The 14923-nt window shown below is 49.4% G+C and carries 16 protein-coding genes and 1 tRNA gene; 3 read left to right on the top strand and 14 right to left on the bottom strand.

The features are described from left to right. Genes AJ81_RS00220 through AJ81_RS00205 form a run of 4 tightly spaced genes read right to left on the bottom strand, consistent with a single transcriptional unit; the run spans position 1 to position 3828 of the window. Complete coding sequence (locus AJ81_RS00220) at positions 1-777, bottom strand: tRNA (adenine-N1)-methyltransferase (RefSeq protein WP_031502975.1); 777 nt, start codon at positions 775-777, stop codon at positions 1-3. Then, a complete protein-coding gene (locus tag AJ81_RS00215) occupies positions 777-1238 on the bottom strand; it encodes a GerMN domain-containing protein (RefSeq protein ID WP_031502974.1) in 462 nt (153 codons plus the stop codon). Before AJ81_RS00215 ends, AJ81_RS00220 begins: the two co-directional genes overlap by 1 nt. Next, positions 1235-2158 carry a DUF4941 domain-containing protein gene (locus AJ81_RS00210; RefSeq protein ID WP_031502971.1) on the bottom strand — a complete coding sequence of 308 codons (924 nt, stop codon included), beginning with the start codon at positions 2156-2158 and terminating at the stop codon, positions 1235-1237. Before AJ81_RS00210 ends, AJ81_RS00215 begins: the two co-directional genes overlap by 4 nt. Beyond that, the gene (locus tag AJ81_RS00205; RefSeq protein ID WP_031502968.1) at positions 2155-3828 is read right to left on the bottom strand and encodes a uridine kinase family protein; all 1674 of its coding nucleotides are present in this window, start codon (positions 3826-3828) and stop codon (positions 2155-2157) included. The genes AJ81_RS00210 and AJ81_RS00205 overlap by 4 nt, the downstream gene beginning before the upstream one ends. Positions 3829-3888: 60 nt before the next feature. Between AJ81_RS00205 and AJ81_RS00200 the strand changes: the two genes are divergently transcribed. Then, a tRNA-Gln gene (locus tag AJ81_RS00200) sits at positions 3889-3964 on the top strand. Between the two features lie 24 nt (positions 3965-3988). Here AJ81_RS00200 and AJ81_RS00195 read toward each other — a convergent pair. Genes AJ81_RS00195 through AJ81_RS00150 form a run of 10 tightly spaced genes read right to left on the bottom strand, consistent with a single transcriptional unit; the run spans position 3989 to position 12017 of the window. Then, entirely contained in the window at positions 3989-5599 is a 1611-nt protein-coding gene (locus AJ81_RS00195; RefSeq protein WP_051368894.1) for a peptidylprolyl isomerase, read from the bottom strand. Beyond that, on the bottom strand, positions 5596-7101 hold the full coding sequence (gene lysS, locus AJ81_RS00190) for a lysine--tRNA ligase (RefSeq protein ID WP_031502964.1): 1506 nt from the start codon (positions 7099-7101) through the stop codon (positions 5596-5598). The genes AJ81_RS00195 and lysS overlap by 4 nt, the downstream gene beginning before the upstream one ends. Before the next feature lie 9 nt (positions 7102-7110). Further along, the gene (greA, locus tag AJ81_RS00185) at positions 7111-7584 is read right to left on the bottom strand and encodes a transcription elongation factor GreA (protein WP_031502963.1); all 474 of its coding nucleotides are present in this window, start codon (positions 7582-7584) and stop codon (positions 7111-7113) included. Beyond that, complete coding sequence (nrdR, locus tag AJ81_RS00180; RefSeq protein ID WP_031502961.1) at positions 7581-8048, bottom strand: transcriptional regulator NrdR; 468 nt, start codon at positions 8046-8048, stop codon at positions 7581-7583. The genes greA and nrdR overlap by 4 nt, the downstream gene beginning before the upstream one ends. Continuing rightward, positions 8045-8974 (bottom strand): DNA-binding protein WhiA, encoded by a 930-nt coding sequence (gene whiA / locus AJ81_RS00175; protein ID WP_051368897.1) that lies wholly within the window; start codon positions 8972-8974, stop codon positions 8045-8047. The genes nrdR and whiA overlap by 4 nt, the downstream gene beginning before the upstream one ends. Further along, a complete protein-coding gene (locus tag AJ81_RS00170; RefSeq protein ID WP_038059563.1) occupies positions 8964-9929 on the bottom strand; it encodes a gluconeogenesis factor YvcK family protein in 966 nt (321 codons plus the stop codon). The genes whiA and AJ81_RS00170 overlap by 11 nt, the downstream gene beginning before the upstream one ends. After that, the gene (gene rapZ, locus AJ81_RS00165) at positions 9926-10762 is read right to left on the bottom strand and encodes an RNase adapter RapZ (RefSeq protein WP_031502955.1); all 837 of its coding nucleotides are present in this window, start codon (positions 10760-10762) and stop codon (positions 9926-9928) included. Before rapZ ends, AJ81_RS00170 begins: the two co-directional genes overlap by 4 nt. Continuing rightward, positions 10759-11472, bottom strand: a complete 714-nt coding sequence (locus AJ81_RS00160) for a glutamate racemase (protein ID WP_257008781.1) — start codon at positions 11470-11472, stop codon at positions 10759-10761. Before AJ81_RS00160 ends, rapZ begins: the two co-directional genes overlap by 4 nt. A gap of 51 nt (positions 11473-11523) precedes the next feature. Continuing rightward, positions 11524-11781, bottom strand: a complete 258-nt coding sequence (zapA, locus tag AJ81_RS00155) for a cell division protein ZapA (RefSeq protein WP_031502950.1) — start codon at positions 11779-11781, stop codon at positions 11524-11526. A 5-nt stretch (positions 11782-11786) separates the two neighbouring features. After that, positions 11787-12017 (bottom strand): hypothetical protein, encoded by a 231-nt coding sequence (locus tag AJ81_RS00150; RefSeq protein WP_031502948.1) that lies wholly within the window; start codon positions 12015-12017, stop codon positions 11787-11789. Positions 12018-12129: 112 nt separating this feature from the next. On the opposite strand from AJ81_RS00150, the gene hutH reads away from it, so the two are divergent. Both hutH and AJ81_RS00140 read left to right on the top strand, forming a co-directional pair. Next, positions 12130-13647, top strand: coding sequence for a histidine ammonia-lyase (gene hutH, locus AJ81_RS00145; protein ID WP_031502946.1), 1518 nt, complete (start codon positions 12130-12132; stop codon positions 13645-13647). Continuing rightward, on the top strand, positions 13640-14878 hold the full coding sequence (locus tag AJ81_RS00140; protein WP_031502945.1) for a TM0106 family RecB-like putative nuclease: 1239 nt from the start codon (positions 13640-13642) through the stop codon (positions 14876-14878). Before hutH ends, AJ81_RS00140 begins: the two co-directional genes overlap by 8 nt. Positions 14879-14923: the final 45 nt, after the last annotated feature.

Below are 14923 nucleotides of genomic sequence, written 5' to 3'. Positions count from 1 at the left end.
TCAATCCCTCCAATCGTTCATTACCTTCCGTGCGAAAATCATGTAGGCGGTGTGTGCGACCATCCTGTCAAAGGGTCTGAGTCTATCTGCAACGGGTTTGTACTGCCTGAACAAACTCTCCCACACCTCGATACCCACGAACGAAAACTTCGAGATCTCCTCGAGCACGTGCTGGACTTGGTTCGTCGTGGGACACACGATCGCGATGTTTCCAGAACCGTTCAGTGCCTCATAGCATTGTCGAATGTAGTTCCACGGGTCAGGAACGTCCAAAAAGATCGCATCTACTCGTTCGTCAAAACCTTCGGATATGTCTCTCAGCTTGATCTCAACCCTGTCCGCCAAACCCCACTTTGTCAGATTCTCTTGCGCTAATTTCTTGAACTCTTCTCTTCTTTCGTACGCATAGACCTTACCTTTGGTTCCCACCGCTCGAGCCAGTGCCGCACACATTGCACCACTGCCAACTCCTGCATCTATGACCGTTTTACCTTCGTGCACATCGAGCATCAACAGAATGAAGCCTATGTCCTTAGGATAGACTATCTGCGTCTGCCGTTTCATCTTGTAAATCTCGTCGACCAAACGGGGTTTCATGATGTAAAAACGTTCCTTTGTGTGCGTTTCACAAACGCTCCCGTAGTTCTTACCAACGAGTGATGCCAGATCTATGATCCCGTGGTGAGTCTGGAGCTTACCGTCCTGAACCTTGAAGAGGAACGAGCGACCATCCTCGAACAACGCCAAGACCCTGTCACCGAGCTGAACCGAGTCCATTACTGTTCACCCTCCACTGGCCAGCGGCTCCAAAAGTGCCTTGCAAACCCAAACCTCACGTCCACCATCTTCGTGAGCACATCTCTTCTTGAACCATCCACCAGGAAGTAGACAGCGTCGATCCCGGAAAAGTTCTCGAAGATGGTCCTCAAGAGTTGATGCACGAAGAACCGCTCCTGCGTGAAATCGAGCATGGATATAGGGCCTCTCTTCAGATCGATGACCAGGTAACTTTCCACGAAAAAGTAAGCCCTCAAAACATCGCTTGGGACGAAACTCTTCAGCCCGTTCGGCGGAGAAGCCAACCTGTCGAAGATCGTTTTCACCAGGTCGCTGTCATCACCAACGTTCTGTCGAACAGAAACTGGATTGAGCTTATCATCGAGATAAAAGAGTGTCAACTGTCTCGCCACGAGCTGCGCTGAGAGGACGATCAGCAGAACAAGTACAAACTTCTTCATCTCACGAGATCCTCCAGAAACCCTTTCAGCTCATCGAGTAGTGCTTGATCCTCCACAAGAATCAGCATCGTCATGGTTTGCGGTGGTAGCACGATCAGGGGACAGATCTCAAGCTTGAGGGAGAATCTCTGACACAACTTCTCAGCTATCTTCCTGACCTCAGCGTAAACTGGCCAGTCAGCTCCATCGTACTCTGGTACGTACGGTCTGATTATAACCCTGTTGTCCCCCGGGGCGTACAGAACTGTCAGTTCGTTTTCGCTCACCACTACGTTCTCGCTCAACTCCAAAAAGCGCACACTCGAAACGGAGATTTCCCTTGCCATTACCAGACGTATGAGTCCTTTGAGATCGATCTGTTGCTTGATCGATTCGTTCGAAGCGCGCTCAAATTGTGCCAGGATCTGACCGGGTCTGTACATAACGTTGCCATAAAAGACGTAGCCTTCGCTCTTGAAGTAGACGTATCCACCGTCTTGAAGCGCACTCAATCTTTTTTCCCCACTGTAACTGATTTCGATCACATCCTGAACTTTCTGAATCTCATGTATCCACGTGTTCGGCAAGATCAGTCGATCCTGTTCCAGAACAAAAGGCAGGCCAAAAACTTTCAGTGCCTCGAGCAGATCGATACCCTCACTTCGCTTGCTCACACCATCGAGGCTAACAAATTTCGAGGCCGAGTCATAGCCGACGGTGTGCCCGTTCCAAACGATGTAGTTGAAATCACCCACGTTTCCCAACGTGGGTTGTTCGAAGCCCATGCGTTCGAAGTAGTACTTCAAGAGTTCCACAAAACGATCCCACTTCAGTAGCCAACCTTCACTCGAAATGAGTATTGGTTGATCCCCATAATACACATGCGTAGCAAAGACGTGTATGAGCAAAAAGGAAAAAATTATCACCAATTTTCTCTTCAATACTTGAACGCACTCCTTCCGATAAACTCTCTCAGTATGGAAGTTCTTGGAATGTCCTCCAGGTTCGTGATGGGTAAGAAATAATCGAGCAACTTCATCAGTCTCAGCGCCTCGGTGTATTCCTGTTCCTCGGGTGGCACCTGAACGAGCAGCTGTTCGGCAAAAACCTTCAGAACGGCCCACTCGTAGACTATAGCAGAGTTGAACATGACATCGGCTTCCTCTTGAAATGGGAAGATGTGCCTTTCTTCACCTCTTCTCACACTCGGCCACATCTTCAGAGTATCCAACGCAGAATGGCCCCTGAATTTGTAATCCCTTATGATCCTTCTTAAAAGGCGGGTGTCCGTGGTGGTTATTCTGTTGTGTGGATCCAGGTTCAATTGAGTTAAAGCGCTCACATAGATTTTGAACTTCATGGATCTGTCGATACTCTCGGTTAGTTTTTCGTTCAGCCCGTGGATGCCCTCAACCACTATGGGTTGGTTTTTGTCCAGTCTGATTTTTTGCCCCGTCCAAGTGCGTTTTCCAGCTTTGAAATCGAACTTTGGTAATTCCACTTCTTTGCCCTCTATGAGCATCAACAATTGCTCGTTGAAAAGTTTCAGGTCTATAGCCTCCAAAGCTTCGAAGTCGTAATTCCCCTGTTCGTCTCTCGGGGTAAGCTCTCTGTCGACGAAATAATCGTCGAGAGATACCACCAAAGGCTTGAAACCTTGAACGCGCAGTTGAACTAACAGCCTTTTCGCAAACGTGGTCTTGCCAGAAGAAGAGGGACCTGCTATGAGTATCAGTCTCGCACCGCTGTTTGCGAACTGCTCGGCGATCTGGGAGACTCTCTTCTCATGCAACGCCTCGTTTATGATCATCAACTCGGCGATTTCGCGTTCCCCTCTGGAGATGATCTCGTTCAGATCGGCCACGGTTCTGATGCCTATCACATTGAGCCATCGGGCGTACTCGTAAAACACCGATGAGAGCTTGGGCAGAGGTTTTGGTGGAGATACGTTCAGCGGGTCCTTCTGATCAGGTAATATCAACAGAAAGCCATCGTTCTCCTTCACCAGGTCGAACCACTTCAGTACGCCCGTACTTGGAGGCATGTAACCGTAGTAGTAATCGTAATGATCGCCACACCTGTAAAGCTTGATCGTTTTCTTCTTCCTGAACTTGAACAGCCTGATCCTGTCTTCGTCTCCCTGCTGAGTGAATATCCTGAAAGCTTCGTCTTTGTAATACTCGTTCTTTTCAAAGGGAAGGTCGTGCGCCACTATCTGGTTCATCCTGGCTTTCACTTTTTGAATCTCTTCTTCAGAGAGACTCCGCACCTCTCCAGAACACCTCAGTTCACAGTAGAGCGCGTTACCTAAGGAGTGCAATACCCACAGTTCGCAGTTCGGATACAGCTGCTTCAGCGCCATGTTCAGCACGAAGAGCGTCCCTCTCTGGTATATCCTCAGACCATCCAGAGAGCGAAGATCTATGAACTTGACTGTACCACCCCTGTCCAGCGGCCTTGTGAGTTCTACAATCGTGTTGTCCAAACGTGCAGCAACTATGGGGGTGTCATGGTACTTCCAGCAACGTTTCGCGTGCTCCAGCAGCTTCTCGCCGATTGGGACTTGCAACTCTTCCTGGGTGTCAAAAATTCTCAACACAATCTGTTTCAAGTGGCTCACCCCACTTGAAGGTTCTTCCGATCGATGATAGAATTATATCATGGTGAACACTGGGGCGTAGCCAAGCTGGTAAGGCATCGGACTTTGGATCCGACATTCGGAGGTTCGAATCCTCCCGCCCCAGCCAAAAAAGTGGGCCCTCAGGCCCACTTCATTTTTGTTCCTCTCTGGTGCTTTGTAGCATCTCTTCCAGCTCTCTCATCGCCACCTCGAAATCTATGTAGTTCGGACTCAAACTTTTCAACTGATCCAAATAGAATTTGGCCGACGTGGCGTCACCAAGTTCTTTTAGAAGATCATAGAGGTTGTAACACGCACTCGCACGCAACTCAATCGCCGCGGACGTATCCGAGACGATGGAAGCCAGTCCAGCCTCTATCTCGAGTATGCTCTGAAGCAAAGCTTGAGGCCCAACGAGGGGAATGTAAGGCTTAACGATGGAATAGAGTAACGTGAAATAGTTGTACTTGACCTCAACGTCGTTTTTGTCTATTTCGTACATTCTTCGAGCCACGTACAAGGATGATGGGTACTGCTCATACAGGTAACGAACCAGTGCTTCCCTCCTATTCCTGAGGTTCTCATTCAGCTCGCCACCAAAATCTTCAATCTTTTCCACCAGCACCACGTACGCACTTTTCAACGTATCAGGAGCGTCTATTGCTATGCTCCCATCCTCGAGGAACAGCTTTCTTGATATTTTCCCTTCCAGCTCCGTCAACTCGGACTGACTGGCCGCCTGACTGATCTTATCCCAAACGAAGAGAATCTCGTCCGTTATACGGAGTTCCATCTTCTTACTGTTCACGTACTCTTCGTACCATTTCTCAAACAAGCTGTTCTGGAGGGTAGATTTTTCCGTTTCGTAAAAGTCGCTGAGAGCAAAACTGGCAAAATCACTCACAACAGTGGCTTCTTTCACATGCACAACGAACCAACTTTCGGACAACTTGAATGGGCCAACGACACTGTTGGGTGTCGCAGAGAATATCTTCTCTTCAATCTCCTTGTCGAACCATCCTCTTTTTACGTTGTTCAGGGGCGTGATTTGAACACTCATCTGACTGGCGGCTTGATCGAACGCCATGTTGGGCAACAAAGACATGAACTTCTTTGCGTTCTCTTCATTCTCGAACCAAGCCAGCTCGACGTTGGCGGTGTCGTACTTGGCCTTTATGTCCTCTATGTTTTCCTCAAAGTGCTTTTTCATCTCCTCCTCGCCGACACCGGCCACCTTGTTTCTCACCTTGTCGAGCGTCATCGTCTTCTCAATGGATGGTCTCAGAACCTTGTCCAAGTAAACTTCCAAACTACCGAAGCGTTGCCTCACGTACTGCAAAAAAGCCTGATTTTTCTTTATCTCGTTTTCGTACTCTTTCAACTTTGCGTTGATCTCTTTCTTCGTTGGTAGCAGACTGTTCTCTTTCGCGTACAACAGGATGGCTCGCTCTTTCAAAAGTTCCTTGAGCAGGTTTGCTTTTTGCGGTGGTTCTTCGAACAAAGGATCCAGACTGCCCACAGAATAGTTTGCGAGAAAGTTCGCATACTCAGACTCCAGTTCGGCAGCCGGTACTTTCGCTATCGTGTCTTTCGGTTCCTGTCCGTTGACCGCCACATAACCTACGATCTCCGTTTGAAATTCCGTGTTTCGAGCACGTGAAGAGATGTAACCAGCGACGGACCACCAGGCGATGCCTGCGATGAATGCAACGGCGAGTGCCCAGACAATCACGTTCTGCCATTTCTTGAACCATTTTCTCATGACTCAGCACTCCTTTCTTCCTCATCCAAAGCTTCGTCAAAGCGTTGACTGACGAGTGGAAACGCGATGACATCCCTTATTGAAGGAGAATCCGTTAACAACATGACGAGCCTGTCTATGCCTATACCCAATCCACCTGTCGGGGGCATTCCGTACTCCAGGGCCCTCACGAAATCAAGATCCATCCTGTGAGCTTCCTTGTCACCCGCTTCGAGAAGTTTTGCTTGGGCCAGGAAGCGTTCCAACTGTTCTTGTGGATCATTCAGCTCGCTGAAAGCATTTCCCAGTTCCATACCACAGACGATGGGTTCAAACCTTTCGGTGAGTCGAGGATCCAGTCTGTGCTTTTTTGCAAGGGGTGATATGTCCACAGGATGGTCCATCAAGAAAGTGGGCTGAACTATCTGATCTTCCACGAGATCCCAGAGTTTTTCGATCATTTTGCCCCGGGTTTTGAGTTCCGGTTCCACCCCGCGCTCTTTCAAGAAAGAATAGAGCTTCTCATCGCTGTCCTCGAGTATGTCAACACCCAGCTTTTCTTTTATGAATTCGTGCATTCTTATTCGTCTCCAGGGTGGCGTGAAGTCGATCTCGACTCCTTGATAGGTGATTTTATACGTACCGAACAGGTAATGAACCAGACTCGAGATCATTTGTTCTGTGAGTTCCATCATGTCGTTGTAGTCCGCATAGGCCTGGTATATCTCGATGGACGTGAATTCAGGGCTGTGCTTGTAAGATATTCCCTCGTTCCTGAAGTTTTTCCCCATTTCGAACACTTTTTCGAACCCACCCACTATGTAGCGCTTCAGATGAAGCTCCGGCGCGATTCTCAGATACACATCACAGTCGAGCGCTTCGAGCCTTGTCACGAAGGGTCTTGCGCTGCCTCCACCTGGGATGAAGTTCAAGATGGGTGTTTCAACCTCGACGAAGCCCCTGTCGACTAAGAACTTTCTTATAAAAGCCATCGCCTTGTATCTGATCTTGAATCTCTCTATTGTGCTATCGTTCGCAATCATATCCACGTACCTCTGTCTGTATGCCAGTTCCTTGTCCTTGAGTCCGTGCCACTTCTCCGGCAAGGGCCTCACAGCTTTGCACAGGAGCTGGAATTCCTCAACGAAAATCGTCAGTTCACCGGTTTTGCTCTTGAAAGGAAACCCCCTGATTCCGACAATGTCACCCGTGTCTATGTATCTCTTGAAGAACTCGTACATCTTTTCCCCGACCGCGTCTTGCCTGATGTAAGCTTGAATCCTACCGTCGAAGTCCTTCAAGGTAAAGAAACAAGACTTTCCGTGCAACCTTATCGTCATCACGCGACCTGCGGTGGAGAGTTTCTCATTTTCCAGCACCTCGGCGGGATTCAGATAGCCGAACTTTTCCCGTATCTGACCGCTCGAGTGCGTTTTCTCGAATCTGTAAGGATAGGGGTTGACCTTGATTTCGCGAATTTCACCTATTTTCTGCAGCTTCTGGTTCCGTATCTCCTGAGCCACACGACCACCTCATTCCGTTCTTATGCCTATTATTTCGTACTTCACTTGTCCCGATGGTGTCTTCAGTCGGACGATCTCTCCGATCTTCTTGTTCAGCAGGACCCTTCCCACGGGTGAATCGACGCTTACCTTGTTCGAGAATATGTCTGACTCGTGCGGGTTCACGAGCCTTATGGTCCTCTCCTCTCCCGTGTTGAGGTTTCTGATAACCACCCAGGAACCTATCGAGACAACGTCCGATTCGGCGGATTCTATAATCTCTGCGTTGTTCAGTATCTGTTCCAGTTCAGCGATCCTGCTGTTGATCCTTCCTTGCTCGTTCTTCGCTTCATCGTACTCGGTGTTCTCTGCAAGGTCACCAAGCTCTCTCGCTTCCTTTATGCGCTGTGAGATTTCGTACATGAGCTTCTGTCTCAAACTCTCCAGTTCCTGCTTGAGCGCTTCGTAACCTTCCTTTGTGAGTTTGATCACGCTCTTCTTCATGACGTTCCCTCCTCGTTCTTTTTCAGTTCTTTCACAATCTCTAAGAACTGATCAATCTCTCTGAAATCCTTGTACACGGACGCGAACCTGACGTACGCTACCTGGTCTATGTTTTTGAGCTTCTGCATGACGAGCTCGCCGATCATTCTCGAAGGAACTTCCGTGTAACCCGTCTTCTGTATCGCAAGCTCAACCTCTTCGACGAGCTTTTCGAGTGTTTCATAGGGTATCGGCCTCTTCTCGCAGGCCTTCAAAACACCGTTCAACACTTTGTTTCTATCGAACGCTTCCCTTCGTCCATCTTTCTTCACAACGATTATGGGTAACAGTTCGTAGCGCTCGTATGTGGTAAAACGGGCCCCACACTCCAAGCATTCCCTGCGGCGTCTTATCGCCGTGCCATCGAGGGTCGGCCTGGAATCGAGGACCCTGCTGTCCGGATGACCGCAGTAAGGACACTTCATCCCACTCTCTCCTGGGCCAGGTTCTTGGCTATGCTCATGATTTTCCTCAGGCGCGAGTAGACCATCGATTTACTCATGGGTGGTGTCATGAGTTCACCGAGCTCCCTCAAGCTGAGATCTTCGTTTTCCAGCCTCAACTTCGCTATCTCTCTCAACTCTTCGTCGAGCGAGTCTATACCTATGGTTTTCTCAATGATCTGTAAGGCCTTCAACTGCGCTGCCGTGCTCTTACCTATTCTATCAGCGTTTGCAGAAATGAAATTCATGCTTCTGTTAACATCAGAAGCAATTGAACGCTGTCGAACGAGTTCTTCGACACGGTTGGCAGCCTCTATGGCACCGATCAAGTGTAACACTTCCACGACGTCCTGAGCACGTCTCAGCGACAGCCTGTAGGCATGCTTGAGACGTTTGATCTTCGCTTCTAAGCCCAACGTATGGTTCAGGACGTTCGCTATCTGCTGGAGAAATTCTCCGTCGTGGTACGTGAGCTCCCAGTGATACGTGCGCGCAGGATTCAGGATCGAACCGCATCCTAAGTAAAAACCTCTCAGGAAGGCTCCAAACATTGCAGGATCCCTATGCTCGATAATTTTATCCCAGAGAGATTCCTTAACACCGATCTTTTCCAGGAACTCCAACCCGAGGTTCACTTGTGCACCCCTCGCCGGCCAGAGTCCCTTGGTCGAGAGCACCATCATCTGGTAATCCTTCACAGAGAGAGCCTTCAAGAGTTTCAGAAATCTGCGTGTGGTCTGTATGTTTGGAAACCTCAGCGAAACTTCTGCTCCCGACTGGGAAAGATTCAGAGATCCTCTCGCTTTGACGAATCCGTACGCTTCGTTGGCCGCCAACTGTGGATCGTCCACACTCAAAGAACAAAGTTCGTGGCGCACGAATTCGGAAAAGTTGATCTCACTTCTCATTCGAGGATCGCCCCCCCAGTAGATCTATCACGACCTCGGCCGTCTTGTGCGGATCGTGTCTCGCTTTGGGTCTTGGATCGTTGGCTTCGTAAGTGATTTCTAACAGATCTTGAAAGATATACCTTTCGTCCACCCGACCACGTGGTAACACCGGTTCCGATCCTTGTTTTGCGTAGGACTCCAGCACATCTTTCGGTGGCAAAGTTCTGTTCGCGACGATGTAATCCAGTCGAACCTTCAGATACCTCTCCACTTCGTACACGTGGTCCTCGAGACTGTAACCAATCGTTTCACCGGGCTGAGTCATGATGTTTGCTATGTAGATCTTCTTTGCTCTTTTGTTCTCACCAATCACTTCGGCCATTCCATCCACCAGAAGGTTGGTGATCACGCTCGTGTACAGGCTACCCGGCCCCAGCAGGATCGCGTCGGCTTGAGAGATATCGCTCAGCACCTCGTCCAGCGCGCGCACTTTCTTGTCAAGATCCACCAAGACAATTCTGGAATCGGTCTTCTTGGCGATCTCGGTCTCCCCCACAACGGTAGAACCATCACTGTAGATCGCCTTCAACCTCACGAGTTCTTCGCACACTGGAAGCACTTTCCCTTCGATCGCGAGTATGTCCGAAGCATACCTGACAGCTTTTGCAAAACTACCTGTCATCATTGTGAGGGCTGCGAGTATTATATTGCCAACGCTGTGCTCCGAAAGACTCCCATTCGTTCTGAATCTGTATGAAAAGAGCTTGCTCATCAGACTTTCGACTTTCGCGAGCGCTATGATGTTGTTTCTCACATCACCTGGTGGTGGCACGTTGAGTTCCTCTCTTATTTTGCCGGAACTACCTCCTTCGTCTGTCACGGCCACCACCGCGGTCAATTCGAGGTTCTTACCTTTCAAACCCCTGAGAATGGTTGAAAGACCTGTTCCACCACCGATGGCGATCACTTTCATTTGTTCACATCCCGATGTTCAACTTCGATACCAAATTCGTTCGCGAGCTTCTCGGCGAGTCGTTCCACCACGTAGACGGATCTGTGCCGACCACCGGTACAGCCCACGGACACTGTCATTCCGGCTCTGCCGACCTTTTTGTAACCCATGGCGGCTATATGGATCATCTTTGCAGCGCATTCAATGTACTCGGCTACGTCGTTCTGGTTTTCGAAAAACTGTTTCACTCTTTCGTCTCGCCCGTCGAGTGGTGCGAGTTCCGAACGATAATAAGGGTTCGCCATGAACCTGACGTCCAGGAGGAAGTCGGTGTCGGGTGGCAAACCGTACTTGAAACCGAAGCTCCTTAACCTTATGAGAAAGGTTTTCTCTATCGACAACAGACCGCTTATTCGCTCGCGCAACATCTGTATGTCCATTTCCGTGGTATCTATGACCAGCGACATGTTCCTTATCTCCTCGAGCATTTTCTTCTCTATCTCAATGGCTTCAGACAGACTCAGTTTTCCTTCGAGTGGATGTTTTCTACGTGTCACGGAGAATCTCCTGATCAATTCTTCCTTGGAGGCCTCCAAGAAGAGCACACTGATCGATTCACCATAGCTTTGAAGCAACTTCTTCACGGCGCTCGTCAGATCGCCGAACTGAGCGCTTCTCACATCCAGCACTAAGGCTACGTTCTCCATCGATGAGCTCATAACAACGGCCATGAAATCGTTCAGCAGGGTTGGAGGAAGATTATCTATGCAGAAAAAACCAAGGTCTTCGAGTATCCTTATCGCTGTACTCTTGCCCGCTCCAGAAAGGCCAGACACGATGAGAATTCTCTTCACCCTGCGATCTCACCCCACGAGAATTCTTCGACGGTGTATGGAAGAGCGACACCGTAGCTCAGCACCTTCTTCGAAAAGGATTCCGCGTCAGAAGAAACGTAAAATTTCACGCGTGCCTTTCCATTTGGATTTTTCGAAAGGAACCTTTCGAGTTTTTTCGCCAGCAGTTCAGCCGGATCGAGAACCAAGATTTTTCCAGACAATCTTTCAAAAACGTGCTTTACCAGAGGAAAATGCGTGCATCCTAAGATTATCGCATCGACGCCGACCTGACGCATGGAATCCACAGCTTCGCCGACGATGCGTACGATTTTTTCATCCCGGGCACAGGATTCTATCGCCGCAACCAGCTCCTGACAGGGTCGCTGAAAAACCTCGACACCGATGCGGCGCATTTTGTCAAGATAAACTCCACTCCTCACCGTTGCTTCGGTTGCCACCACGCCAACTTTTCTCAAACCAGCCGGCAGATCGAAGTCGAGAATCCCAAAGAAGTTCTCCTTCGGCTGCACGTTCAAAGCCATCAGAGCCGCTTGAGCAGTGTTGCAAGCGGAGATCACAACATCGGCGCCTTTCCCACGCAGAAAGCGGATACAATCCAGAGCGATGTCTTTAACTTCTTCGACGCTTTTCGTCCCGAAAGGTGCGCGAGCCGTATCGGCAAGGTAGAGGTACTCAGAACCTATCCTGTGCCTTACGAGCTGAGACAGAACGCTGAGGCCTCCAACACCGGAGTCGAAGAGACCGATCTTCAGATGGCATCACCTCTTGAGGTTCATGAAAGCCTTCAATTTGTTCGTAATTTTTGAAATAGTTTCCTCGTACTGTATCTCGTTCAGGACAGAGTTGGCAAGCATGACGACAAGAATTTCGTCAATACTTGCGTCCGAGGAATTGTTCTTGATTTGCGCGAACTGGTTCTGTATCCTGTTGACCACAGCGAGCACGAACTCCTCTGGAACGTCCGCACTCAACTCGTAAGACTTATCGCCAAGCTTGAGAACGAGAGTCCTTTTCATGGGAATCAGGTCCCTGCCAGACTGATCATTTTCTGTAGCTTTTCAACGAGCGAATTCATGGTGTTTCTGTAGGTTTCGACCAGCTTCTCGAGCTCCCTTTTTTCTTTATCCACCTGTTCGAGCTTGGTGAGAGCTTCGTTCATCTGACTCCAGAGCTGTTCGTTCTCTTCCTTTAGACGCTTGTAGTCTTCTAACAACTTATCTACCAGTTCCTGGAGTTCAACGATCTTGTCCAAAGCAGCACACCCCTCTCTGTGTGCCTTTTTCACAAGAAATGATATCACAAGGGCTAAACTTTTTGTCTTTTCAACGACGCGTGTGATAAATTTGCTCTTGGGGTGGTCACGTTTGTTCATCGGTGAGAGCGATCTGAATGTGCGTTCGATCGTCAACGTTTCCAGGCACAACGAACAGGTCAGCTTGTCTCCATCCGCTATCGATAGAATGAGGAACCCTCGGACCGTCGTCGAAAGACTTGCGAGTTCAGAAAAGCCAGTCTATGGTGTGAACACCGGTTTCGGAGCTTTCGCAACAACGAAGATTCCGAAAGACAAATTGCTGTCTCTTCAAAAGAACATCCTCCTATCGCACGCCTGCGGCGTAGATGAGCCTCTGCCCACCGACGTGGTTCGCGCCATGATCTTGATGAGGGCGCACACGCTGGCACTTGGCCATTCTGGGGTCAGACCGATTGTCGTCGAAAAACTCTGTGAGATGCTGAACAAGTCAATAGTGCCGTACGTTCCATGCAGAGGGTCCGTGGGGGCGAGTGGAGATTTGGCACCGCTCGCCCACGTTGCACTCGTGCTCATCGGGGAAGGTGAAGTGTTGATCGACGGTGAGCGCAGGCCAACGCGCGACGCGTTACAACTGTTCGAATTTGAACCCATCCAGCTGCTTGAGAAGGAAGGACTCAGCCTCGTCAACGGTACGCAGGCCATGTCGGCGTGCCTCGCTCTGGCCGTGAACGATGCGCTCAATTTGGTTCGTCTCTCCACAGAAGTCGCCGCGCTGAGTGCGGATGTCCTCTTCGCTTCAACGGACCCTTACGACGAGGCGGTGGCAAAGACGAGAAGACACCGTGGACAAGGCATCATACTCAGAATGATGAGAGAAAGATTCGAATCCAGCCAGCTTAGGGCCTCACATGTGAATTGTCTGAGGGTTCAGGATCCTTATTCTTTGCGCTGTATACCTCAGGTTCATGGGGCCGTTCTGGACGTTCTGTTCTTCGCGAAGAAGATCGTCGAAGATGAGATCAACTCCGTGACGGACAATCCGATCGTCTACGGAGACAGAATGATCTCGCAGGGCAACTTCCACGGAGAACCGCTTGCCTTCGCTGCAGACTTTTTGTGCATAGCGCTCACCGATCTTGGAAACATGATCGAGCGCAGGATCGACAGACTGCTGAATCCCAAACTGAACGAAGGTTTGCCACCATTTTTGGCCTTCGGTGAAGCGGGCGTCAATTCGGGTTTGATGATTTGGCAGTACACTGCGGCCGCACTGTGCAACGAGAACAAGGTTTTGTCGCACCCCGCATCGACTGACACGATCCCAACGAGCGGTTTCCAAGAGGACCATGTGAGCATGGGCATGAACGCGTGTCTGAAACTGCTGAAGGTACTCGACAACGTTGAGACGCTCTCAGCGATTGAACTCATGTGCGCCGCGAGAGCCCTTCAGGCAAGAAGACCCATGAGATCTTCCAAACTCAACGAGGAACTGTTCTCACGCGTGGAGGATCTGTTGGAAGGCACATCGGACGACACCTACTGGCAGAACAGTTTCAGAAGAATCAAGCGTTTCGTTGACCAAACGATCAAGGAAACACACACGGAATGGTGGAGAACGTATGAATGAACCTGTTTGGTATGACGATCTGGAGCAGTTTCTGCTTTGTCCAAGGAGGTTTCAACTTGACAAGGGTACGATCGAACGATCAGAGGCACCGTTGGACTCCTCAGAGTTACTCAGACTCGGTTTCTCCGTCGAAAGAGCGATCCTCGAAGTGGAGATCTTCGGCGTGAGGTTCATCGCAGATCCAGATCTCGCAGTCTTGGAGGAAAACGGTTGGAGATTGATTCTGAAGAAAGAAGCAAAAAGATTCAAGCAAAAATACGCAGTTGAAGCTGCTTACCATGCTTACATCTTCTCTCAGCGAGGTTTCCCTGTGAGTAGGGTCACCGTGAGCTCTCCGTATTTCGAAGTCGACCTCGATTGGCGTGATGCTGTTCCAAGGTTGATTTCACTGCTTGAAAACATCACGACGTTCAGAGAAGAACCGTACGATCCGAGACCAACGTCTCTTTGCAAAACCTGTTCTCACGTGATAGAGTGTAGCGAGGCTTTGATTCGAAAGAAAGATCTGCTCGCTATTCACGGTTTGAACGAACGAACGAGGTTGAAACTACTGAAAGAAGGTGTTGAAGACCTCGAAGATCTTCTCAATGTTCAAAAGCTGAAAGATTTTTCCAAAGACGTCATGGAAAAATTGAAAAAGAAGGCGCAAGCTCTGCTCGAACGACGTCCAATCCTTTTAGCGCCGCTTCCACCATTTCCAGACGGTTTGTTTCTCGACATAGAATCTCATACCGTCGCCGACTACGATTATTTGTTCGGAATACTAAAGGATAACGAATACATTGCCTTCCTATGTGAAGAAAAAGAGCAGGAAGGAACCATTTTCAAAAAAGTCATCGATTTCCTGCTCTCAACGGAAGGTCCCATCTATCATTACTGCGCGTACGAACCGACGCATTTCAGAGAGCTCGCACGACTTCACGGTGTCGAGAGTGATTACACTCGGTTGAAGAAAAGGTTTGTCGACGTGTACCAGATTCTGTCCAAGCACGTCGCACTGCCTTTGTTCAGCTATTCATTGAAGAGCGTTGCCCGTTATTACGGTTTCAACTGGCGCACGAAGCTTGATGGTTGGCGTGCATCCAAATACTTCCAAACATGGCTCGTAACGAGAGAGCCTTCGTTGCTCGATGCAGTCATGAAGTACAACGAAGACGACGTGCGCGCGACGCGTCTCATTGTGGAAAAATTGAGATCGATGCACCTTCATGAAGAAGTTACCAACAAGTAATGTCGAGGCAAAATAGTCCCGTTAGCATTTTACTGACCAGTCGGT

Origin of the sequence: Pseudothermotoga hypogea DSM 11164 = NBRC 106472 (genome assembly GCF_000816145.1) — a bacterium.
GTDB lineage: Bacteria > Thermotogota > Thermotogae > Thermotogales > DSM-5069 > Pseudothermotoga_A > Pseudothermotoga_A hypogea.
The sequence above is the reverse complement of the archived record's forward strand: the minus strand, read 5'-3'. Positions and strand labels throughout refer to the sequence as shown.